The organism is Pseudoxanthomonas sp. G3 (genome assembly GCF_057654715.1).
Genome location: NZ_CM172805.1, coordinates 3,879,843 through 3,900,305, shown reverse-complemented (window position 1 = coordinate 3,900,305; position 20,463 = coordinate 3,879,843). Strand labels below are relative to the sequence as shown.

The window sequence follows — 20,463 nt, the reverse complement described above, 5'->3', positions numbered from 1 at the left end:
GAGCGCACGCCATGAACCTACGGAGTCTTCTGTTCGCCGCCGCCGCCCTGGGCGGCGCCCTGCCTGCCATCGCGGCTGAGCCCGCCGCGCAGGTCCACTACCGCACTTCGGACATCCGGGGCGTCAGTGTGTTCTACCGCGAGGCCGGGCCGGCCGATGCGCCTGCGGTCCTGTTGCTGCATGGGTTCGGCGCGTCTTCGCACATGTTCCGCGAGCTGATCCCGGTGCTGGCGCAGCGCTACCACGTGCTCGCCCCGGATCTACCCGGCTTCGGCCAGACCACGGTCGCGCCAGGCGTCGCCTTCGATTACACCTTCGACAATGTGGCCTCGGTCATCGACGACTTCACCGTCGAAAAGGGGCTGGAGCGCTATGCCATCTACGTCTTCGATTACGGCGCGCCGGTCGGCTGGCGGCTGGCGGTAGCCCATCCGAAGAAGATCACTGCCATCGTCAGCCAGAACGGCAATGCGTACGAAGAGGGCCTGAGCGCGGGCTGGGTCGACATGCGCAAGGCGTGGGCCGCGCCTACGGCGGAAAACCGCGAAGCGCTGCGCCGCTTCAACACTCCCGACATGATCAAGTGGCAATACACCGAAGGCGTGCGCGATACGTCGCTGATCGCGCCGGAGAGTTACCAGTTGGCATCCGCCGCGATCGCACGCATCGGCGTCGAGCCGCAGATGGACCTGCTGTTGGATTACGGGAGCAATGTCCGGCAGTACCCGGCGCTGCATGCCTACTTCCGCCAGTACCAGCCGCCGACGCTCGCGATCTGGGGCAAGAACGATCCGTTCTTCCTGCCTGCCGGGGCGGAGGCCTACAAGCGCGACAATCCGAACGCCGAAGTACGGTTCCTGGACACGGGCCATTTCGCTATCGAAACCCATGGCGACGAGATCGCGGCACGCATGCTTGAGTTTCTAGACCACCATGTGAAGCACTGAATTCAGTTCTAGCCACGCGCCTTTTCTGTCGCAATGGAATGCGACAGGCATGTCTCCTTTTGGCCGAGCGCATGGAGCACCGGCAAGCACCTGAGGTGACGCGGCTGTGGCGGCGATGCTGCAGAGTGCCGGTGCCGTTGAGATTCCTGCAGACGCAACGGCGCTCGCGCGACTGTGCGCCTATGCCTCTGTATAACGCGTGCGAAGCCCTGCCAAGTACCCACGGGTCGTTCCGCGTTGGGCTCTGCCCAATCTCAACGCATGATCAGGGGATGCAGCTCTTCTTCGCACCACTGTCGAAACGATGTCGGCGTGCTGTTCGCCGAGGTGCGCTTCACGCCATTGTCGATGCCCTCGTTTTTCGCCCGGGCCATGTCGGTCATCCCCTGCGCCATACCAGGCGACATGCCCCGCTGGATGAAGCCGGCCCGGTAGGCCTCGAAGCTGATCCGTCGGTACTGGACAGGTTTGCCGAGCACGTCGGACATGATCACGGCCATGTCGTCGAAAGACAGGTCTTCCGGACCGAGCAGCGGCTGTTCGGACTGTCCCGTCCAGGCCTGGTCGAGCAGCAACCGCGCGGCGGAACCGGCGATGTCGCGGCTCGCGATCGCGGGGAGCTTGAGATCGCCGTCGATCGGGAGGAAGAACGCACCACTGTCGCGGATCGCGCCGGCCTGGCGGGCGATGTTCTCCATGAAGGACGGCATCGTGAGGGCGCGGAAATGCGCCCCGGTGCCGGCGATGAGATCGTCCATTTCGAGCGAAGCGGTGACGTGGCCGGCATTCGCGGCCATCGGAGTTCCGCGCCCGAGCGCTGAGATGCTGACCACCCTGCGGACGCCGAGCGCGGCGATGGCGCGGCAGGCAGGGCGGGAGAAGTCCACGTAGGCCATCCTAGGGCCAGGTGCGGCAGGATCCGGCGGACACAGCCAGAACACGCTGTCGATGCCGTCCAGCGCTTGCTCGATGACGTCAGGGTCGCCATGGGAGCCTTGCACCACATTCACGTGCTTCCGAACCTCGGGCGCGATGCGTGCGGGATCGCGCGCGATCACGCGAACATCGGCCTGCTGGTCGAGGAGGTGGCCCAGGACCTGCCGCCCGATGGTACTGGTGGGCGCGGTCAACAGGATGCGGTTGCGCGCCGATGCGGTGGCATGTCCGGACATGGACACTCCCAAACCCGCGAGCACGCCGCCTCCCGCGCCCAACGCAAGGCTGCCGAGAAAGCTGCGCCGCCCCATCCGCGTATCCGAGGATGCCTGTGGCGCAGCTACAGAGATGCCATCGTCTTTCATGGTGATGCTTCGCCTCCTGCCGAAACGGCGGGCCGTCGTGGGGTGCCCGCCTGCGTCAAGGTTAGTGGGCTCGCACCCGCCGGCCCATGCGCAGGAGTACGAGTTTCCTTGGCGATCGTCCAAAGACGCCTACGCATGCGGCGCCTCCCAAGCGCGTTCGCGCTGTGCTGGTACAGAATGGCGGCATGGATCCCTTATCGGATGTCCTCTCGCTGCTGAAGCCCCGCAGCTACGTGTCGTCCGGCTTGGATGCGGGCGCGCCGTGGTCGATCGGGTTTCCCGATCAAAACAGGCTCATCAAATGCTACGCCGTCGTCTCCGGCCAATGCTGGCTGTTGATCGAGGGCGTCGCCCCGGCGACGCTACTCACGACCGGCGACTGCTTCGTGCTGCCCAGCGGACGCGCCTTCAGGCTTGCCAGCGACGTGACGCTGCCGGCACAAGCCTCGAGCCTGTATTTTCCTCCGCCGACGCCCGCCAGTACCGTACTCATCAATGGAGGCGGGGACTGCCACCTCGTAGGCAGCCGGTTCGGCGTCAGCGGACGCTATGCCGACATGCTGATGGCGATGTTGCCACCCATTGTCCATATCCGGAGCCCATCGGGCAGGGCCGCCCTGCGCTGGTCGGTCCAGCACATGATGGAGGAACAGCAGGCGGCAAGGCCGGGAAGCACGCTGGTCGCGCAGCACCTGGCGCACATGATGCTGATCCAGGCGCTCCGCCTGCACATGGAACATGCGGAACCACGCGCTGCGGGCTGGCTGTTCGGCGTCGCGGACAAACAACTCGGCCCTGTCATCACGGCGATCCACGCCGACCCGGCGCGGCGATGGACGCTTGAAGCGCTCGCCCGCGCCGCGTGCATGTCCCGCTCGGCGTTCGCGCAGCGATTCAAGGACGCCATCGGCATGTCGCCGATGGACTACGTGACGCGGTGGCGTATGTTGCTGGCCGCGGACAGGCTGGAGAACTCGCAAGATTCGGTGTCGGCGGTTGCCCTGGCGCTCGGTTATGAATCGGAAAGCGCGTTCAGTACGGCGTTCAAGCGGGTAATGGGCGCGGCGCCGCGTCACTACGCTCCCAGGGGAGGCGCATCCTGATGATCTGCCGAACTGCGCCGAGATTGGGGTCGACGAGATCGCGATCCGCCTAGATGGGGTAGAGCGTCTGCTTCAGAGCCGAAGCGGGCAGGTATCAGCCTCTTGATCGCGCCCCTTCCGCTACATGGGTCGTAGCAATGGCTCCCTGATGAGTCTGTTAGTCGGTGCGTGTGGGCCCAAGATGGAGCGCACCGAGGGATGCCGTGAGTAGGACGCGCTGTCGCCAGAGCTCTGACCAGTCGTTTATCCACGTACTCGGCCATACACGCGCCCGCTCGATTGACGCGATCGCATCGGTGCGAATGTCTCTAGTCTGCGGTGCGTTGCGCACTCGTTGGCAGAGCGTTGCCGAAGCACTCGATAAGCAAATCGGTCAGCGCCCGGACTTTATGAGATGGATGCTGTCCCTGGGGTCGGACGACAAAAATACCCAAATCGGGGATTGGATACTCAGGCATGACCTCGACCAAGGCGCCCGAATGCAGGTGGTCTGCAATGATCTCGACCGGCATGGCAACGACGCCCAGTCCTGCCAGTGCCGCCGAGACCAGGGCAACTCCGTTGTCCCCCTTGAATCGGCCCTGCGGATGAATCGCGACCACTTTGCCGTCCACCGATACCGGCCAACTCTCGGTCCCCTGCATCAGCGCCTCATGGGTGACGAATTCTTCCGGCGTCTTCGGTGATCCGTATTTAGCGATGTACTCAGGACTCGCGACGAACTTGGCGCGCGTTGTTCCCACGCGTCGCGCGACCAGGCTCGAGTCGGTCAAGTGGCCCACGCGGATGCCGCAATCGAATCCTTCGGCGATCAGGTCTACGAAGCGATCCGAGTAGCTGGTGTGGACATGCAGCCGGGGATGCCGACGGGCCAGTTCCGCGAGGACGGGGGCGAAGTGGGTCGGCCCGAACGTCAGTGGAGCTGCAACACGTAACCGGCCCCGAAGTTCACCATGCGGCAACAGCAGCTCCGTCGCCACATCGATCGCCGCCACGGCCTTCGCGGCTTGGTCTCTGAAGATCTCCCCGGCTTCGGTGAGCGCAGCGCCCCGGGTGTTCCTCGAAAGAAGCTGTACCCCAAGATCTCCTTCCAGTCGCGCCAATCGACGGCTGATGATCGACTTGGACAGGCCTAGACGCTTCGCTGCGGGTGTCACGCCGCCAGCGTCCGCGACCTCTACAAAGGCTCGAAGATCCTCAATGTCCATCCGCCAGCGTTCCCCATTCCGCGACACAGTACTTCAATCATCGATGCTATCGCCCCAAGCAACGGAGTGTCAGTCTCCCATCCGGGAATGCCCGCTCACTCTTCCGTGTCCTCTCGCGACGCGACGGTACATGGGCACCCACCTTCCAGCAGCCGACATGGTGGACGATGTTCAGTAGGATACTCGCTGTTGTTATTTCCGCAGGCGCTGCAGCCTCTTCTCTAGCGCAAGTGGCTCCGGCGGATGCCGGTGCCGATCTGATCGTGTTCAATGCCAAGGTCGCCACTGGCAACCGCTCGCAACCCACCGCCTCAGCCCTGGCCGTCAAGAGCGGAAGAATCTACTTCGTCGGGTCTGACGCCGAAGTGATCGCGCTGAAGGGGCCGACTACCCGCTTGATCGATGCCGGTAACCGCCGACTTATTCCGGGCATCAGCGATGCCCATACCCACATCGTCAATGACAGCGGCTTCAACTACAACGTGCGTTGGGACGGCGTGCCGACATTGCGGCGGGCGCTGGAGATGCTGACCGAACAGGCGGCGCGGACGCCGGACGGCCAGTGGGTCAAGGTGATAGGGGGGTGGTCGCCCTACCAGTTCCAGGAGAGGCGTTTCCCGAGCATGGATGAGATCAACGGAGCGGTCCGGGATCGCCCGCTCATCGTCCAATACGCTTACAACCGCGCTTTCCTCAACCGCCCTGCGATGGAGGCCCTGGGAGTCGGTACCGAGCGTTTTCCGCAGCTCCCAGACACCGAGTTCGAGAAGGACGAGGACGGTAAGCCCACCGGTGTGGTGTACGGAAATACATGGACTTTCGTCGCGCTTGAGACGATGGTTCCCCAGCTTACGCCGGATGAGGAAGTGAGCTCCTTGCTCTACAGCATCAATGGCCTCAATCGCCTCGGGATCACATCGGTCATCGACAATGGCAGCCGCTGGGGCTACCCCCGGGCCGAGCAGATCATCGACCGCCTTGCGCGCGACTTCCGGCTGCATGTCCGTATGCCCTTCGTGGTTCTACAGCTGCCGGAAACGCCCGCCTCCAGCATGGTGGAGGCGCAGCTGGAAGCGATCAAGAAAACCCCGTTGAGCCCGGGTCAGAATCTCTACCCGGCCCTGGCGTACGGCCACGAATACCTGGGTTTCGGCGAGGTGCTGAAGGTGGAAACGCACGATCACGAGAACTTCGACAATCCTGCGGTCATCGTTCCCGCGGGAAAGATGCATGCATTGGTCGAGCGGGATGTGGCCAAGCTGGTCCTGCGGCGCATTCCGTTTCGCATGCACATCAGCTACAACGAGAACATCACGCCTTTTCTCGATGCATTGGAGAAGCTCGATCGGACCATGCCGCTGCAGGGTCTTCGCTGGAGCCTGGAGCACACGGAGACGATAAGCGCAGAGAACATCGAGCGCGTCAGACGCTTGGGCGGCGGCATAGCGCTCGACCACAAGATGGCCCTGCACGGCGATGCGTTCATCGAAAGCCATGGCCGGGATGTCGCGCTGCAGACGCCCCGCCTTCGTCACCTTGTCGAAAGCGGCGTGCCCTTGGCGATGACCACCGATGCGTTCCGGGCCGCCACCTTCAACCCTTGGGTTGGAATCAGCTGGATGGTGACAGGCAAGTCTGTCTCCGGCTCTGAAGTGCTGGCCGCAGAACATAGGCTTTCCCGGGAAGAAGCCTTGAAGCTGTTCACCAGCGGCGCCGCCTGGTTCATGGGGGCGCAGTCGGAGATCGGCCTGATTGCCCCGGGTTACCTTGCTGATTTCGCACTGCTCGACAAGGATTATTTCGAGGTTCCAGACAACCAGATCACATCAGTGTCTTCCGTACTCACCGTTCTCGACGGTCACGTGGTGTTCGGTGCGCAGGAGTTCAGCGGGTTGGCCCCGGCTCTACCGGCTATCCTTCCGGCGTGGTCTCCGGTGAAGTACTTCGGTACCTATTATCGGGAGCAGTGAGGTGGTGGGCACCGCCCGGCGTTGCTCCCGGCAGCCAGCGTTACAGCGAATGAGGGCCACGGCCATGACACACCGACAGGAGGCGAAGTCCGATGAATGATCCAGCGGCGGCACGATCGAATATCGAGAAGGCACTGAGGCACTACGAGGCTGCGTTGAACAGCGCCAACGTCGACGCGGTGCTGGGTATGTTCACGGAAGACGGCGTTTTCATGGCGCCGAATCGGCCCGCGACCACCGGAAAGACGGCCATCCGTGCGGCTTATGAAGGCATCTTCCAGGTGATCGCCTTCGATACCACGTTGACCATCGAAGAGGTGGTGCCGGTTGCGGCGGATTGGGCGTTCGCTCGTACGAGCTCTAACGGCAGCGTTACTGTAAAAGCCAACGCGCAGAAAGTTCATGACGCCAACCACGAGCTCTTCGTGCTTCAACGAGGGGGTGACGACGCGTGGAGGATTGCGCGCTATTCGTTTGCTACGACCAATCCGGCTCAATAGGGAAATGCTGCGCTGTCCATTCACGTGCCGCGTCCGCTTCCGGCCAAGAGCGGTCAGCAGAGCGCGGTATGTTCAAGTCTCAAACAACGGGCTTGTATTCGTATCAGGAACAACCAAGGTAAGTGATCGCTTTGCCCTGCTGATCGCTACATACAGCTTGCACTTGGCATACGAGGTAGACGAGAACTGGGTGCGGTCACATGCCATGACCATGACATGGTCGCACTCCAGTCCCTTGGCTTTGTGGATGCTGCTCAGCGTCCGCGATGGAGGTGACGGTCGCGAGTACGACCTCCTTCGCGCGATTTCTGCGAATCCTTCTTCCGCGTCTGCGAATGCACCCAGCCGAATCGCATCTCCGAGTTCAACCCGACGGTCAATTTTGACATCCAAAAAGCCGTCCCCTTTGGCCTTGACCAAATCCCGAATCAACTCAATTGCATCGGACACACCCTTGGGAGACGGGTTTCCCAAGATCAGTCGTGCGATAGCTTGAATGTTGGCAGGCCTCCCCGTTGTCTTGCGGATGCAGCCTTCCGTTATCTCTTGCAGCAGGCGGTCTCCGTGGCTTCTCTGTGTGAAACCGACGGAGACGCTGGAAACAAACTCGATCAGCCCTTGGGCTAGGCCTTCTGCATTGCCGTGCTTCTCCCGCAACACGGCAACGAGCCCGGCCAAGGCATCCCGCGTATGCCCTTCCCAAATCGGGATCGTGCGCATCCAGAAGGCACGGAGCGCAGTGACCAGGTCATTCTGAGATGCAAGGATCATCAACTGATCCATCTCGTTGACCAGTTGATCGATGGGTCGCCGCTGATCCTTTGAGAGGCTGTAGCCCCCATGTTGCCTTGCGACATTGCTGGCGCGCAGGATGGTCAGCGAATCTGGTAGCCCCCCAGTGAGATCTATGGGTTTGTTCGCCTTCAGACTTTCACGCGCCGAGCGAATCCACTTCCCGAGTTCGGCGCACCCCGTTTGCCAGCGATGCGGGGTGTCCAGGACGCCACAGGTCGCAGCCTGCTTCAATGCCTCCCACCGCGCCTGGTCGGCCTTAGCTTCTGCTGCGGTTCTTCCGCCGTAGATCCGCTGTAGCGGATCGCCGAAAATCCGGAGCATGGCGCCGCCCCGATGCAGTGCCATGACCACTTCATGCTGGTCGGCGCTCGAATCCTGATGTTCGTCGCAGACGATTAACGGATAGCGCGTGGCGAGTGCCTTGGCCACCATGGGATGAGCGCCGAGGAATGCGGCGACCTTTGCCGCCATGATGGCGAATCCGCTGCCGTTATCTCGCCACGCCCACGAAGACAAGTTCGATGGCAGGCCCAACGCTTGATGATAGGCAGTCGAGATCTGCATGATCAGTGCATCGATGGTCTTGATCTCGACCCTGCTGCCGGCACCTTTCGTTCTTTCAGCGAACACCGAACAGGCCGCATGGGTATGTGTAAGGATAAGGAGCCGGCCGTCACCAAGGGTCGTCATGGCGTCCCGCGCGTAGCTGGCGCCCTGATAGGTCTTCCCGCAACCGGCCGCCGCTTCGACGAGTACCAGCGGTTGGTCGGAACGGAGCAGCGCAGCTACCGCCTCGTCACTCATAGGGTGAGGTTGTCCTTCTTCGGCAGGCCCGCCGCGACCAGGATTGCGTTGAGCAACGGGAGCACCTGCGGAACCACTGCGTCCCAGGCGCCCAGGGCGGCCATGTTCTGCGCAAGTTCACGTCCGCCGTCCTCGGACTTGAACCAATGCCGAGAGTGCTTCTTCCACACCTTCTCGTCGCCGACCGGCGCCCCTTCCTTGTCGCCGACGGCGGCTGCGACGATAAGCTGGCGCAACGTCTTTCCCTGATTCGCCAAGGCTTGCTCAATGGATGCAAACTGTTTGTCCTGGATGCCAAGCCGGTCCGCAATCGTTCGCAAGCGATCGCCGTCATGTGCTCCTTCCGCATTCTTCAACAGTTCGGGCAGCTTGTCGTCTGCTATCGCCGCGATCACATGTTGCTCCGTGCATCCGTCCTGCCATTGGTGCAGCCTGTCGCCCAACTCCTGCTTTAATGTCTGCCAGCGGCCAGGATCGGTGCCTTCATTGTCCGCTAGGCCGGCAAACAGGAGACCGGAGGCGGACAGTGTCTCCAGCAAGTCGAGAGTCGCGGAGTTCCCTTGACCGTCGCAGACGCGCACGCCATGGTCCAGCGGAGCGGAACTGAAGGCTTTTTCAAGAAGAAACTGCAGAAACCCGACTTCGGTCGGACCTTCCGCGATAACGGCTACCTTGGCGAGAAAGGTTTCGGGATCGCGGCGCTGCTGAGCAGCGATCTTGTCACGCGACAGCGCACCCACGTTGCCGACGCCATCCATGTACCACAGCTGTGCCTTCCCGCTGCAAGCGATGGCGACCGGACTATGCGTAGTAATGAATGCCTGACCCTCTTCATCCGCGATGATGCCGAGGAGCCTGCGCAATCGATACGGCTCCAGACCTCGTTCGACCTCGTCGACCAAGGTGATGCTCACTTCCTTCTCGGCAGCGGAAGCAATCTCGAGGGCGACCATTCGCCTTGTGCCGGCGCCCCAGTTGGCGAGCGGCAGGTTGACCTCGTGCTTCTTCGCCAGCAAGCCGATCAGCGCGCCGATAGACAGTCCTTGGCTCGTGGTCAGACCGAGCTTCAGGTCATGCGGCAGGGCGGAACCTACGAGACGCTTGTCTAGCTCGCTGATCGCTTTCTTGCCCGCTTCGTTCAGTAACGCTTCGAGGTCCAGTTCTGAAATCCGCCTTCCGATGCGTGCGCGAAGCGCGCCATCGGAGATCAGTCGATCCAGTCCAGAGCCATAGACAAGTCGAAGGTCACGATCGTTGCGATCGTCCGCGCTAAGCCGTACAACACCGATATTCCGGCGCGTGCTGACGGAGAAATGATCCGCTTCGTCGTTGGGCTGGACTATCTCCCAGACGAGTTCGAGCTCGATGGTTCCCCGAACCCGTACTCGATACACGGGGTCGTCGGCATCGGGCAAGTCCTCACCTTCTTCCTTGGCTGGCGGCTGAACCGCATCGGTCCCGTTCCAGGTCCACGGCCAAGAAAAGCTCTTCTGGGTGTTGATCCCGGAAGCCTGGGAAAGCGAGAGCACTGCCTCGATGCAGAATTCCTGCGAGCTGTTCCGTTGCCAGTAGTCCGACTCCGACACCGTGGTTGCGTTCGTTGGGCTGAGCAGCAGCGCGATGGCTTCGAGAATCGTCGTCTTCCCAACATCCCCGCCACCGAGAATGATGTTCATCCCGGACGCGGGTCTCCATTCGAGCTTCTCTATTCCTCGAAAGCGCGACACGCTTAGTTTTCGGATCGTCGCAGTACTTCCCATATCAACGTCCCCTACGTTCCTGTGCAAAGAATATGGCACTGGAAGCCTTCATATGTCTGCATTGGGTCGTTAGCAGACTTCTCATTTGTTAGTCTTCGTCCTTAGATTTAATGCCCTCAACGCGCTTCTTGAGCGTCTCCATGACGATGTCGTGAGGGATGGAAGGCTGTGGATCAGCTCTCGCAGCCCTTACCTTCGCATGAAGCCATTCGTCATAGTGGGGGTCATGTGAGGTGGCATCACCTACATCGCCATCCAACCTGTAGTTTTCTAAGATCCAAGCTGCTCGAAGTGCCATAGCATCTACGAGAGCATGGTGTCGACGCGCCCTTTGGTCGGGATTGAGCTCAAAATATTGCTCAACACTCGGCATCAGGTTCCCCTCGCGAGCAAGCCTCGTACGGAATGGCGCTTCGGGCGGTGTCTGGTCACGTCCGTTCCATACTCGGCTGAGCATCGAGAAGTCGAGCGGCGCGTCCGCGAAGACTTCGCAGGCCCCCAACGGTTCCAAAAAGCTCCGCAAGGCGAGCGTCATGGCGCTATCCGTCATTGCCGCTTGCCCGCAGTTTAGGAGCGGATAGACATTCTCGCGTACGAAGCTGGACGGCATGCCACGTAGCGGATCGCGCTCCGCGTAGAAGACATACTCTCCGTCTTCACTGATTAGAGCCAAGCTGACGAGCTCTCGCAGCGCATCGTTAGCCCATTCAGAGTCGAGGAAGAGTCGGATCATCTAAGGCTGGACCTGATGGCGGAGCATGGTCGTCGCCCAGTGCGGCGTAGCAACGCGCCCAGTAACGACCAGCCAGGCCATGCGCAGGGCCTCTGCATCAATGAGTGCATGATGGCGTCGAGCCGCAGCACCGGGGTGGCCTACGAAGTAGTCCTCGATCAACATGCCCATGGCACCTTCCTTGAGCATTCTCGTCATCACGGGCTGAGGGATCGGTCCACATGCTGCAGCCTGATCGTCTGGGAGATCGAAGCCAGCTACAACGTACTGCAGAAGGGATAGGTCGTTGGGGTAGTCAGCTATCACGATCGGGTCGGTAACGGCTCCCAGAAAGGCACGAAGCCCCGTCGTCATCGCTTGGTCGGACATGCGCCACTTGCCACGGTCCAGCAGGGGATAGACCACCGATCGCACGAAATCGGTTGCCACTTCTGGCAGAGGATCACGCTCAGCGTAGAACCTGTGGATCCCATCCTCAGTAATGAGCGCCAAGCTCACCAATTCCGAGCCCGTCGGGTCTGCCCATTCGGTATCGAGGAAAAGATAGGTCATTAGGTCAGCTTGGCGTGTACTTCTTCGGCCAGATCAAAGTTGCTCCTTTGACCATCTCAGGCTGGATGAAATGCGTGTAGGTGGGCGGCTTTCGGCCCTCGATTACATCAAGCCGATCGAGCTCCTTTGTCCTGGCGATCATCTCCTGAATAAGAAGCCATTGGCCTTCTTCGGTTAGACACCAGCCACCACGCACTTCGTCATAGACGATGTACGAAAGGTAGTCATCAGGATCCAGGATGGGCATGGGCAGAAAGAATATGCCTACTTCATGCGTAAAGGCGCCAATTGAGCAAGCGACGCTCCGACACATGACTAAGTGATTGATTTCGAGCGCATGAACTCGCTTGCTGCCATGTAATGCCCCCAAATTTGGGATGAGGCAGGCCCCTACGCGTGTCGGGCGAAGGATTATCAGTGCGATTGTTCATGCACAGGCGGTGGTGCCCCTGGCCGGACTCGAACCGGCACAAGCCGCTTATCTGGCGCTGACGGGTTATAAAACCGCTGCTCTACCAATTAAGCTACAGGGGCTGATCAGTTGCTGATCAGCCAAGTATTCGAAGCGCGCGGCGTAAGATGTTCACGGGGCCAATCTAGCAAGTCATGACGACAAAGCAATAGATCCGCCTAAGATCGCTCCGTTCTAGTCGCCGAATCGAACGGACGCGTCTGGGCCGGCCTAGAACTTGCCTGAAGCCGGCTCCTGCCCGACGAGCCCGTCAGCAGCGGGCTTTGGGTTGAGTTACGCTCTGCGGGTCCGGCCAGGGGTGGGTTGGACCAACTGGCCAACTAGGGAGGTGGTGTGTGTCCGGCATCGATAAAGATCCCTTTCTCCCAGCGGCCGGAAACGAGCCGCCGGTATCGTGCGAACGGCTGACGATCAACACGCCAATTGCCTCGCCCAAAGAGCAAGTTATCGCACAACTCAATCCCGGCAATGTGCTTTCGGTCGAACTGGAAAAGCAGGCTGGCACCTCCGTTATCGCGCTCATGTTCAATGGGCAGAAGGCAGGCGGCATCGCGTCAGCTCAGACGACCCAGTTACGGCAGTGCATTGAAGGCGGCACACGCTATGAGGCTACTGTGCTGACCAAGAATGATGCCCACGTCCAGGTGCGTATCAAGGCCATCTAAGACCTGACCAGGGACGGAGCATTCATGTTGTCGATTGTTGGCGGAGTTTACCGAGAGCAGTGCCTGCGCCCGGACTGGGACCAGGTGATGGGTTCGGCTGGCCGCGCGGCTATGGCAATTCGCCAGTTGGGCGGACAAGCACACCTGCACAGTCATCTGGATGAGCAAGCCCGCGCGATCTTCACGGCGGTAGATGAGCTTAAGCTCACCGGTCCTGCGATTGCGAGCTGCCCGGCTTTTTCCTACCTGCACGGCCTGGCGCGGCCTGCGATCCATCGCATTGCAGATCTACCAGACCTTGAGGTAGAGGCAGAGAAAGTCATCCGCTTTGGCATGCTCAATGCCACCGCCGTTGTGAAGGCAACCCATGCGGTGTTCGATCCTCAGAACGTGGAAGGCATCGAGCGTTTTGGCCAGAATGGCTCCACAGCCCAGCATCTGGCCCTGGTGCTAAATCGCAATGAAGCCGCCAAGCTACTGAATCGACCCGGTCTGGAGCCGGCCGAGATGGCGCGACAGTTGGCAAAGCAGGAGGCGGCTGAGGTCGTTGTCATCAAGATGGGACCCCAGGGCGCACTGGTCTGGCATGACGGCGCTGCGCATCAGGTGCCTGCCTACGAGACGTCCTTTGTTTGGAAGATTGGCTCCGGCGATCAGTTTGTAGCCCACTTTGCGTATGCGTGGATGGAAGAAGGCCGAGGTCCCGTTGAGGCAGCTGAGCGCGCCTCGCGGGCCACCGCTTACTACTGTCAGTACCGTGGCTTTCCAAGCTTGCAGCAGCTGGACAACTATCGTCCCGATCCGGTTGAGGTTTCGGACAGGTTCAAGGCGCGCTTGAATCCGCCGCGCGTGTATTTGGCTGGCCCCTTCTTCTCGCTCGCTCAACTATGGGTGGTGGATCAAGCGCGAGACGCGTTGCAGAATATGGGGCTGAGTGTCTTCTCGCCCTACCATGATGTGGGTGTGGGCCCGGCCGAGGAGGTCGTGCAGCAAGATCTGGACGGCATCGATGACTGCGATCTGATATTTGCCATCGCCGATGGCATGGATCCCGGAACCGTCTTCGAAATTGGCTATGCCAAGCGCATGGGTATGCCGGTTATCGTGTATGCCGAGACCGAAGCGGCAGAGGCATCCAAGATGATGGTCGGCACGGGTTGCTTCATGCGCAACGACTTCGTCAGCGCGATCTACCAGGCCGCATGGGTCGGGGCCAAGCTATGAAGACGGCCTTGCTGCTGTCCGGGGGAATGGACTCAAACGCCGTGGCGTGGTGGGCTAAGCCGGATGTGGCCTACACAGTGGACTATGGCCAGTTGGCCGCGAAGGCCGAGATCCAGGCTAGTGCCGCCATCTGCGCCCGGCTCAAGATCCCCCACGAAGTGCTCGTAATCGATGCTCGCGCCTTCGGTTCAGGCGATATGGCGGGCACTAAGGCCGATGAGCGAGCGCCTGCGACGGACTGGTGGCCGTACCGGAACCAACTGCTGATTACGCTGGTGGCCATGCGTGCAATGGCGATCGAGGTGAAGTGCTTGTTGCTCGGTACGGTGGCTTCGGACGAGGCACACAAAGATGGCACGGCCAAGTTCGTGACCAACATTAGCCGGCTGCTCTCGCACCAGGAGGGTGGGATGCTGGTAAAAGCCCCTGCCATCGACAAGACGACCGCTGAGCTGGTGGTGGCCTCGGGCATGCCCCGTGAGGCGTTACTCTGGTCGCATAGCTGCCACAAGGCTGATGTGCCATGCGGGCAGTGCCGTGGATGCAACAAATACTTCGACGTGCTCAGAGAACTAGGCTTCTATGTGGACACAGCTCGGTAGCCCCCGTCCACGTCTGGAGCCGATGAGCTATAGCCCGATCCGCTGGCCGATCGTCTCTACGATCCCTCTGGCCAGTGCTGCGGGGACAACGCTGCCAGCACTGGATGTGGTGCTGGATCGTCGTAGAAGTGAGCGCACGTTCGCTGCGCCGAGCATGGAGGCGATCAGCAGATTGCTATGGCTCGCGGCGCGGGCTCAGCGCGTGGGAGACTGTGTTGCGGGCTACAAAGTTTCGCAGCGCCCATTGCCCTCTGCCGGCGCTCTCCATCCGATCCACATCCTAATGGAGTTGGCGCCTGGCAACGGTTGGGCCGTCTACCTGCCCGAAGAGCACGCGCTGGCCACGGTGGATGGGCTGGGCGCCGCATTGATGCCGCTCATCCAGATGTGCGAGGACGCCGTGCCTCGCCAAGATGGCCGGCTGATGCTCTTCGCCGCTGAAATTGGCAAGACGGCTGCAAAGTATGAGAATGCCGAAAGCTTAGTCTGGCGTGATGCGGGCGTTCTGCAGGCAGGGTTGGCGGTGGTGGCTGCCAGTCTGGATTTGCCGTTTTGCCTGTTGGGTGTAACGGGCGAGCCGTGGATCGGTGCGTTAACCGAGCAGGGCGAGCTGATGGGTGTTGGTGCGGCGGTGTTTGGCGCGCGTGTTTGAAGGCGCATGCGCTTGTTTGAACTTGCTTTCCGGCAGTGACTCCATGGCATGCGCGACTGAGCCGGGCGAGGCCATCATGTCCAACCAGATCACTGCGTCGAGCTCGGACGGGCGCACGCCCAGGGCGTGGCTAAAGGACAGGAACTGCTCCTCAAGCCTGAGGTAGTCCCTTTCAACGGTTAGGTTCGAGTCGAGGAAGCGTGCGAACACTCCCGCGCGAAGAATGTGGATATCCAGGATCGCCACGTCGTCCGCATCCAGATAGTTGCGTGCGACCCAGGAGGCGGTCTTGTATCCGATACCGGGAAGTTTGAGTAGCCAATCTCTCAAGCTACGCCCCGACTGATTGGGCACCTGTGCGCCGGACAATGCACTCAGCGCAGCAGCTAGGTAACGCGCTTTCTGGGCAGCAAATCGATAGCGGATGCTGCGGCCATCCACAGCGATCGGCTCGGATAACCAGGCGTGCAGCGTGGCCTCATCGGGCGCGTGCTCACCAAACGCGCCTTTGGCCCGAAGGTGCTCGAAAGCCATCAATCCGATGCGTGCAGGAATGCCGTGCCCACCCAGCAGGCATGCAGCCACTTCCTCGCGCAGCGTCTGACCTATGCGATATCGGATCGGGCGGGCTTCGATACGTCGGGCCAAGACTTGATAGGCCCAATAGGCTGGCGTGGGAAAGGCCTCCACCAAACCCCAGTGCACACCGGGCAACACCTCGGCATCGGCAGCGGGTAAGTCCACGCTGACAGACATCGCATCGAGCATTACGTAGGCGCGTTGCATAGGTCCTCCGAGATACACGAGTGAGCCAGGGGCTTTCGCATGGTATGGATTATGCCATAAAGTATGCCTATATGCCAAAAGGCTCCGCCCAAACTGACCCACGCATGGCGTGGTTGCCAGCCGCCCTTGATGGGCGGATGAAAGCGCTTGGTCATAAACAAGGCGATGTAGAGCGACTTACGGGGGTACCCCAGCCCCAGATCAGCAAGGTGCTGAAGGGTGTTCGCAAACGGCTGACAGATCCGATGGAGGCGCTATGCCGATATGCCGAAACAGGGGAGGGCAGGAGCTCAGAAGCTCGGATCTCGACTTTGGCCGCCCAGCTGGTCAGGGCGGTGGCGCTCGAACCTAGTCGGACCGAGGCGGTTGAGATTGCGCTTGAAGGATTGATCGCCCTGATCGGGCCTTCCAAACAAGCGGTTTGATCCCTCCGGTCAGCATGGCGGCAGGACCTCAGGATCCTGTCAGCTCGTCGGTGCGCGCCAGCAAGGCGTTAACGTTGACGTGCTGCAGCTCATCGTAATTCTCCAGGCGCAACAAGCAGAACGAGCAGCGAATCGCGACAACGGAAACACCCACGATGTGCGCCACCGGAATCTCCGTGTTTTTATCGTGGCTGTACTCAACGTCGGGCTTGAGAATGGCCAGTGCAATACTGCCGCAGGCTGGGCACTTGCACTCTTCAACGTAGGTCTCTTTAGCTAGCGTGTTGTGGGTTGTCCTTTCTGCCACGCTTACCAGCACCGGGTCTTTCGACCGTTCTGTCCAGCCATCTCGGTGTCGCTTCAAGAGCTTGGCCATCTTCAGGTTCAAGTCCTGCTTCTCTGCCATGGCCGCGCTCAGCGCCTGAAGGCGCTGACGATGCGAACCCAAGAGATGGGCCACGTCCAAGCCGATGCTGCCTGCGATGGCCTCAACGGCGACATACAAGTCTCGACATAACGCAATCCTGGTCCGGTCCTCGTTAACTTCGCTCCATGGCCGATGTGCTGCCATATCGCGCACGTCGGCTAGCCAGTGAAGGAAAATTGCGTGCTCGCCGACAGCGGCCGAAAAGTGCGCGCCGCGTTGAACCGATATCTTGAAGGTCACCACATCAGGGTTTGCCTTCTTCCTTAGGTCAGCTAGCCTCTCGGCGCTTATGACCTTGTCCGCATGCCAAGTCACCACGGTGTTCTCGAAATCCACCGCCTTTAGCGCTAAGCAAGGGTTGATGCGGCAGAGAATATGCTTGAGTAGCTTCTCAGCACCTATGGCAGAGAAAAGCACCGCTTGCCATTGCTCTTCCGGTGAGGTCTCCAGCCCAATAAGAGGGGCCGCTGCGGCAAAGTGGTCTTGGGCATCCTTGAGATATTGCGCTGCGACATCCATTCGAGTTCTCCCTGCGCGCAGATCTTCTATGGTGGGAAGTGACCAGTACCTACCGGCTACTGTTGATAAAGCAGATGGAAGTTCCGCTCGCCATGTCCATCGTAGACATAGATCTGTCGAAACACAGGGATTGGCCTTTCATGTACCAGCTTGGCAATCGACTTGGCCTGGCCCTGCGAGACGGTCAAGGCGGTTTCAAAAGGGGTGAAAATCCCCACCAACAAGATGCCTGGCCCAAGATCGCTAGACACCTGCTGCATGGTTGACTTGTCGTACTTGGCGCCGATGACCGCCTGCAAAACCCGTGGAAACGCGGCATCCATGTCAACAACAATGCGCTCGTGGTCGCTCACATGAGGGACATCATCTGCTGAGTAAGTGTTGATATCTTGCGCATGCAGGTTGTCCAAGTACGCGTCGGTGATTTCGATCCATGTCGTGGCACCATCAAGCTGGACGATCGCCTCTGGAGGATCGGGCCGAGCCATGACATCCAGCCGCACTCCGCAGGTCGCGAGATACTCGCCAAACTGATTGAGTACCGCCTCTTCGTGGGCCGCCTTGATGTTTCGCCGACTCACCATGATGGGGTCTCAGAAGTAGGAGTGCCAATGCCTGAACCCATGTTTCGTCGCGTGGGGCTCAGTCGATGAGTCTTGCAATTGCAAAAGCAGCTAGGGAGAACACAGCCAAAAGACTGTAGAAGTTGAGAATGTGCCAGCGGCTACGATTCCCAAGGATCGAGAAGACGTGCAAAACGGATGGATATTTCAGCTTACGACCAAAGCTATGGTTGTAACCTTGAAGCAAATCCGTAGTCGATGGGTCTGCCAAGTACTTGTCGATGCGAACGGAGATATCGGTATTGTGCTCAATGGCCGAGTCTTGGAAGGACTTGTAGATCAACTCCAGATAGATGAAGGCCACCAATAAGGCCAGATTGGCCAGGGCGATGAGGTCCTGATCCTGTGTGATCGAAAAGGCGATGACTGCCGAGGAGGTCAGCAGCGCCCAGTTCTTGATTCTGAAAATGTGATCGTCGCACTTATCGATGAAGCCGAGGGTCTGTGAAAAGTCTTCGCGAAGTGCATCGATAGGTTGCATAGCTTCCCGCCACCAAGTGCCGGGCCTGCGTCCGGCTGGTCGAATCGTCGAGCGCCCTACTAAGGGCGTCATCCCCTGCTTAACTCAAGCTTAGGCCGCCACACAATGGCGAACAAGTCGCGGCGTTGAGCGTTCACAAGGGAGGACGTCGAGAACGCCTCCCGTTCTGCATCAAGCAAGTACAGCGCCACCCCGGCGACCGCCTGCCAGACACGGCTCCATCCTTTACCTCCAATCTCCGCGATGAATCAAGCGCGGAGGCAGCACGTCGACACCTCGAAGTCGGATGCTTTGCATCCCGCATGCTGGAATCCACACAGCGTGACTTCTGGTCGGCATGTTGGGCGCTTGCATGCCCCGACCGGCCCTCAGAATGGCAGCCAGGACGTCGGAATCCAGGGTGCGCCGATCACGAGGGCAATCAGGACTAGCCGGATGTCACGCGAGACCAGTGCCCAGAGACGATCACGATCGCTCTTGAAGGCGCAGTAAGGGCCGTGCTCTGCAGCCCTGGCTGCCTTCGATCTGATGCGTAGGCGAACCATGTCATGCCCCCGCACCATTCGGAGTTGCTACAGGGTCGCGTGACACAGCGGGCGGTATGGCCGCTACATCGGAAGTGTTGGCCTCAGCGGGAGCAGGCTCCGCGATCTGCGTCGCCACCTGTGCGGCATTCACCTCTTTCCAGTGTGCTCGAATCGCTTCTAGTTCGCCGTAGCCACCAACTTCGACGAGGCGATCCAGGAAGCGGCCATACAGGCCGTCCTGGACCATGCCGTTGCCACGCATCCACTCCATCGCAACGTTCGGATTCAGCAGCAGGACGAAGTGGAAGTCCCCGGATGGACCGGACTTGGACTGAATCAGGTTGAGCTCGCGAAGCCGTTTCATCCGGCGACGCCAGGTATCCACAGCGCGCTCCCCGTAAAAGCCGGCTTCACTTGCGAAGGTCGCCGGATTCTCGATCATCACCAGCGGGTGGTCCGGCGACCTAGCCCAGAGACAGAACAGCGTATGTCCGGCCGGTTGTCCTTTGCTCTGCGCATCGACGGCCTGCATTACCAGCGGCAGCGTACGCGGCAGGGTGGTAAACCCGTCGTTCGTCTTACGGCGCCACAGCCACTGAGGAGGGAAACCGGGGAAGTGCAGGTCAAGCTGTTGCTGCGCTCTTTCCGACATCTTCAAGCGCTTGGTAGCGGTCTGTTTCTGGTTGGCCATGGCGGCGTGCCGACTAGTTGATCTGCGGAGAGTCTCCCAATCCCATGTGAACGCTGCAACGATTGAGTGCGCAGGAAATTGACGGGATTGGACGAGTCGTATGGGTACATTGGAGCTCGTTAGTGTGAGGCATATGGTTCCATTTTGGCCCGCTCAATCTGCACTATTCCGCACAATAGTATGTGCAAATATTATTATTTTTCATGTACTTAACTTCAGTGTGGGGTGCTCCGAGTGCTCTGGTCCTCGGGTGTTCCATGTGCTCGTAGTGCTCCCGGGGTGATGGCTTGGAAGAGGGGGCTCCTGGGGCAGAAAGATGGCTGGTGGCAACCCGATGGCCAATTGGACGCGAGCCTTCATTGGCGCGCGGTCGTGCCTCTAGGCAAGCCGGCGCTGACAGGGTGGGAGCCATCAGGTGCGCTATGCCGCTTTAGGCGCCGGATACGCGCTTACTGGATCTGAATCCGCTGGGCAGTAGCAGCTAGAAGCTGGCGGGATTGCCGAACTTGGCAGAGGTTAATCGGCTAAAGCCAGCCGTTATCGCCATTGCCTTTGGAGAAAAAACTCACCTTTTGGGGCCATTGTTCGCGTCTTTTGCCCCAACTGATCTCGCTTTTCGCCGGATCCTACAGCGGAGGCAATAGCCAACGTGCCACCTTGCGCCATCCGTCAACTGAACCGACATCCATGCGGTTG

21 protein-coding genes and 1 tRNA gene are annotated in these 20,463 nt (G+C 60.2%); 9 read left to right on the top strand and 13 right to left on the bottom strand.

Features of this window, described 5'->3' with window-relative positions; genetic code table 11:
- Nucleotides 1-11 precede the first annotated feature (11 nt).
- Nucleotides 12-947 (top strand): alpha/beta fold hydrolase, encoded by a 936-nt coding sequence (locus tag AC23D6_RS18750; protein WP_487750710.1) that lies wholly within the window; start codon nucleotides 12-14, stop codon nucleotides 945-947.
- Between the two features lie 254 nt (nucleotides 948-1,201).
- Here the strand turns inward: AC23D6_RS18750 and AC23D6_RS18745 are convergent, their stop codons facing one another.
- A complete protein-coding gene (locus AC23D6_RS18745) occupies nucleotides 1,202-2,248 on the bottom strand; it encodes an NmrA family NAD(P)-binding protein (protein ID WP_487750709.1) in 1,047 nt (348 codons plus the stop codon).
- A gap of 185 nt (nucleotides 2,249-2,433) precedes the next feature.
- On the opposite strand from AC23D6_RS18745, the gene AC23D6_RS18740 reads away from it, so the two are divergent.
- The gene (locus tag AC23D6_RS18740) at nucleotides 2,434-3,351 is read left to right on the top strand and encodes an AraC family transcriptional regulator (RefSeq protein ID WP_487750708.1); all 918 of its coding nucleotides are present in this window, start codon (nucleotides 2,434-2,436) and stop codon (nucleotides 3,349-3,351) included.
- Nucleotides 3,352-3,659: 308 nt separating this feature from the next.
- Here the strand turns inward: AC23D6_RS18740 and AC23D6_RS18735 are convergent, their stop codons facing one another.
- Entirely contained in the window at nucleotides 3,660-4,559 is a 900-nt protein-coding gene (locus tag AC23D6_RS18735; RefSeq protein WP_487750707.1) for a LysR family transcriptional regulator, read from the bottom strand.
- A gap of 263 nt (nucleotides 4,560-4,822) precedes the next feature.
- On the opposite strand from AC23D6_RS18735, the gene AC23D6_RS18730 reads away from it, so the two are divergent.
- The gene (locus AC23D6_RS18730; RefSeq protein WP_487750706.1) at nucleotides 4,823-6,529 is read left to right on the top strand and encodes an amidohydrolase; all 1,707 of its coding nucleotides are present in this window, start codon (nucleotides 4,823-4,825) and stop codon (nucleotides 6,527-6,529) included.
- A gap of 92 nt (nucleotides 6,530-6,621) precedes the next feature.
- Nucleotides 6,622-7,029 (top strand): YybH family protein, encoded by a 408-nt coding sequence (locus AC23D6_RS18725; RefSeq protein ID WP_487750705.1) that lies wholly within the window; start codon nucleotides 6,622-6,624, stop codon nucleotides 7,027-7,029.
- Nucleotides 7,030-7,101: 72 nt separating this feature from the next.
- Here AC23D6_RS18725 and AC23D6_RS18720 read toward each other — a convergent pair whose 3' ends face one another.
- The 6 genes from AC23D6_RS18720 to AC23D6_RS18695 all read right to left on the bottom strand — a co-directional run bounded on the left by AC23D6_RS18720 (nucleotide 7,102) and on the right by AC23D6_RS18695 (nucleotide 12,207).
- Nucleotides 7,102-8,628: a UvrD-helicase domain-containing protein gene (locus AC23D6_RS18720; RefSeq protein WP_487750704.1), complete on the bottom strand. Its 1,527-nt coding sequence runs from the start codon at nucleotides 8,626-8,628 to the stop codon at nucleotides 7,102-7,104.
- Nucleotides 8,625-10,304, bottom strand: coding sequence for an ATP-dependent nuclease (locus AC23D6_RS18715; protein ID WP_487750703.1), 1,680 nt, complete (start codon nucleotides 10,302-10,304; stop codon nucleotides 8,625-8,627). Before AC23D6_RS18715 ends, AC23D6_RS18720 begins: the two co-directional genes overlap by 4 nt.
- A gap of 172 nt (nucleotides 10,305-10,476) precedes the next feature.
- Complete coding sequence (locus AC23D6_RS18710; RefSeq protein ID WP_487750702.1) at nucleotides 10,477-11,121, bottom strand: antitoxin PaaA2 family protein; 645 nt, start codon at nucleotides 11,119-11,121, stop codon at nucleotides 10,477-10,479.
- Nucleotides 11,122-11,673, bottom strand: a complete 552-nt coding sequence (locus AC23D6_RS18705) for a hypothetical protein (protein WP_487750701.1) — start codon at nucleotides 11,671-11,673, stop codon at nucleotides 11,122-11,124.
- 4 nt (nucleotides 11,674-11,677) lie between these two features.
- On the bottom strand, nucleotides 11,678-11,920 hold the full coding sequence (locus AC23D6_RS18700) for a hypothetical protein (RefSeq protein WP_487750700.1): 243 nt from the start codon (nucleotides 11,918-11,920) through the stop codon (nucleotides 11,678-11,680).
- 194 nt (nucleotides 11,921-12,114) lie between these two features.
- A tRNA-Ile gene (locus tag AC23D6_RS18695) sits at nucleotides 12,115-12,207 on the bottom strand.
- Between the two features lie 273 nt (nucleotides 12,208-12,480).
- Here AC23D6_RS18695 and AC23D6_RS18690 point away from each other — a divergent pair.
- Genes AC23D6_RS18690 through AC23D6_RS18675 form a run of 4 tightly spaced genes read left to right on the top strand, consistent with a single transcriptional unit; the run spans nucleotide 12,481 to nucleotide 15,288 of the window.
- Nucleotides 12,481-12,810 (top strand): hypothetical protein, encoded by a 330-nt coding sequence (locus AC23D6_RS18690; RefSeq protein WP_487750699.1) that lies wholly within the window; start codon nucleotides 12,481-12,483, stop codon nucleotides 12,808-12,810.
- Nucleotides 12,811-12,834: 24 nt separating this feature from the next.
- Nucleotides 12,835-14,034 (top strand): PfkB family carbohydrate kinase, encoded by a 1,200-nt coding sequence (locus AC23D6_RS18685; RefSeq protein WP_487750698.1) that lies wholly within the window; start codon nucleotides 12,835-12,837, stop codon nucleotides 14,032-14,034.
- Entirely contained in the window at nucleotides 14,031-14,636 is a 606-nt protein-coding gene (locus AC23D6_RS18680; RefSeq protein WP_487750697.1) for a 7-cyano-7-deazaguanine synthase, read from the top strand. Before AC23D6_RS18685 ends, AC23D6_RS18680 begins: the two co-directional genes overlap by 4 nt.
- 22 nt (nucleotides 14,637-14,658) lie before the next feature.
- Nucleotides 14,659-15,288 carry a nitroreductase family protein gene (locus AC23D6_RS18675; RefSeq protein WP_487750696.1) on the top strand — a complete coding sequence of 210 codons (630 nt, stop codon included), beginning with the start codon at nucleotides 14,659-14,661 and terminating at the stop codon, nucleotides 15,286-15,288.
- Here AC23D6_RS18675 and AC23D6_RS18670 read toward each other — a convergent pair.
- Complete coding sequence (locus AC23D6_RS18670; protein ID WP_487750695.1) at nucleotides 15,229-16,074, bottom strand: 8-oxoguanine DNA glycosylase; 846 nt, start codon at nucleotides 16,072-16,074, stop codon at nucleotides 15,229-15,231. The two genes, AC23D6_RS18675 and AC23D6_RS18670, sit on opposite strands and share 60 nt — an antisense overlap.
- 20 nt (nucleotides 16,075-16,094) lie before the next feature.
- On the opposite strand from AC23D6_RS18670, the gene AC23D6_RS18665 reads away from it, so the two are divergent.
- Nucleotides 16,095-16,499 carry a hypothetical protein gene (locus tag AC23D6_RS18665; protein WP_487750694.1) on the top strand — a complete coding sequence of 135 codons (405 nt, stop codon included), beginning with the start codon at nucleotides 16,095-16,097 and terminating at the stop codon, nucleotides 16,497-16,499.
- Nucleotides 16,500-16,527: 28 nt separating this feature from the next.
- Here AC23D6_RS18665 and AC23D6_RS18660 read toward each other — a convergent pair whose 3' ends face one another.
- The 4 genes from AC23D6_RS18660 to AC23D6_RS18645 form a co-directional block, all read right to left on the bottom strand.
- A complete protein-coding gene (locus AC23D6_RS18660) occupies nucleotides 16,528-17,445 on the bottom strand; it encodes a hypothetical protein (protein ID WP_487750693.1) in 918 nt (305 codons plus the stop codon).
- Between the two features lie 56 nt (nucleotides 17,446-17,501).
- Nucleotides 17,502-18,029: a hypothetical protein gene (locus AC23D6_RS18655; RefSeq protein ID WP_487750692.1), complete on the bottom strand. Its 528-nt coding sequence runs from the start codon at nucleotides 18,027-18,029 to the stop codon at nucleotides 17,502-17,504.
- 58 nt (nucleotides 18,030-18,087) lie between these two features.
- Nucleotides 18,088-18,621, bottom strand: a complete 534-nt coding sequence (locus AC23D6_RS18650; RefSeq protein WP_487750691.1) for a hypothetical protein — start codon at nucleotides 18,619-18,621, stop codon at nucleotides 18,088-18,090.
- 474 nt (nucleotides 18,622-19,095) lie between these two features.
- Nucleotides 19,096-19,767, bottom strand: coding sequence for a hypothetical protein (locus AC23D6_RS18645; RefSeq protein WP_487750690.1), 672 nt, complete (start codon nucleotides 19,765-19,767; stop codon nucleotides 19,096-19,098).
- Nucleotides 19,768-20,463 lie beyond the last annotated feature (696 nt).

What these genes read in the sequence shown, in the direction of transcription:
- AC23D6_RS18750 (WP_487750710.1), top strand. Translation starts at nt 12, where the DNA reads ATGAACCTACGGAGTCTTCTGTTCGCCGCCGCCGCCCTGGGCGGCGCC.
- AC23D6_RS18745 (WP_487750709.1), bottom strand. Translation starts at nt 2,248, where the DNA reads ATGAAAGACGATGGCATCTCTGTAGCTGCGCCACAGGCATCCTCGGAT.
- AC23D6_RS18740 (WP_487750708.1), top strand. Translation starts at nt 2,434, where the DNA reads ATGGATCCCTTATCGGATGTCCTCTCGCTGCTGAAGCCCCGCAGCTAC.
- AC23D6_RS18735 (WP_487750707.1), bottom strand. Translation starts at nt 4,559, where the DNA reads ATGGACATTGAGGATCTTCGAGCCTTTGTAGAGGTCGCGGACGCTGGC.
- AC23D6_RS18725 (WP_487750705.1), top strand. Translation starts at nt 6,622, where the DNA reads ATGAATGATCCAGCGGCGGCACGATCGAATATCGAGAAGGCACTGAGG.
- AC23D6_RS18720 (WP_487750704.1), bottom strand. Translation starts at nt 8,628, where the DNA reads ATGAGTGACGAGGCGGTAGCTGCGCTGCTCCGTTCCGACCAACCGCTG.
- AC23D6_RS18715 (WP_487750703.1), bottom strand. Translation starts at nt 10,304, where the DNA reads ATGAACATCATTCTCGGTGGCGGGGATGTTGGGAAGACGACGATTCTC.
- AC23D6_RS18710 (WP_487750702.1), bottom strand. Translation starts at nt 11,121, where the DNA reads ATGATCCGACTCTTCCTCGACTCTGAATGGGCTAACGATGCGCTGCGA.
- AC23D6_RS18705 (WP_487750701.1), bottom strand. Translation starts at nt 11,673, where the DNA reads ATGACCTATCTTTTCCTCGATACCGAATGGGCAGACCCGACGGGCTCG.
- AC23D6_RS18700 (WP_487750700.1), bottom strand. Translation starts at nt 11,920, where the DNA reads ATGCCCATCCTGGATCCTGATGACTACCTTTCGTACATCGTCTATGAC.
- AC23D6_RS18685 (WP_487750698.1), top strand. Translation starts at nt 12,835, where the DNA reads ATGTTGTCGATTGTTGGCGGAGTTTACCGAGAGCAGTGCCTGCGCCCG.
- AC23D6_RS18680 (WP_487750697.1), top strand. Translation starts at nt 14,031, where the DNA reads ATGAAGACGGCCTTGCTGCTGTCCGGGGGAATGGACTCAAACGCCGTG.
- AC23D6_RS18675 (WP_487750696.1), top strand. Translation starts at nt 14,659, where the DNA reads ATGAGCTATAGCCCGATCCGCTGGCCGATCGTCTCTACGATCCCTCTG.
- AC23D6_RS18670 (WP_487750695.1), bottom strand. Translation starts at nt 16,074, where the DNA reads ATGCAACGCGCCTACGTAATGCTCGATGCGATGTCTGTCAGCGTGGAC.
- AC23D6_RS18660 (WP_487750693.1), bottom strand. Translation starts at nt 17,445, where the DNA reads ATGGATGTCGCAGCGCAATATCTCAAGGATGCCCAAGACCACTTTGCC.
- AC23D6_RS18655 (WP_487750692.1), bottom strand. Translation starts at nt 18,029, where the DNA reads ATGGTGAGTCGGCGAAACATCAAGGCGGCCCACGAAGAGGCGGTACTC.
- AC23D6_RS18650 (WP_487750691.1), bottom strand. Translation starts at nt 18,621, where the DNA reads ATGACGCCCTTAGTAGGGCGCTCGACGATTCGACCAGCCGGACGCAGG.
- AC23D6_RS18645 (WP_487750690.1), bottom strand. Translation starts at nt 19,767, where the DNA reads ATGGCCAACCAGAAACAGACCGCTACCAAGCGCTTGAAGATGTCGGAA.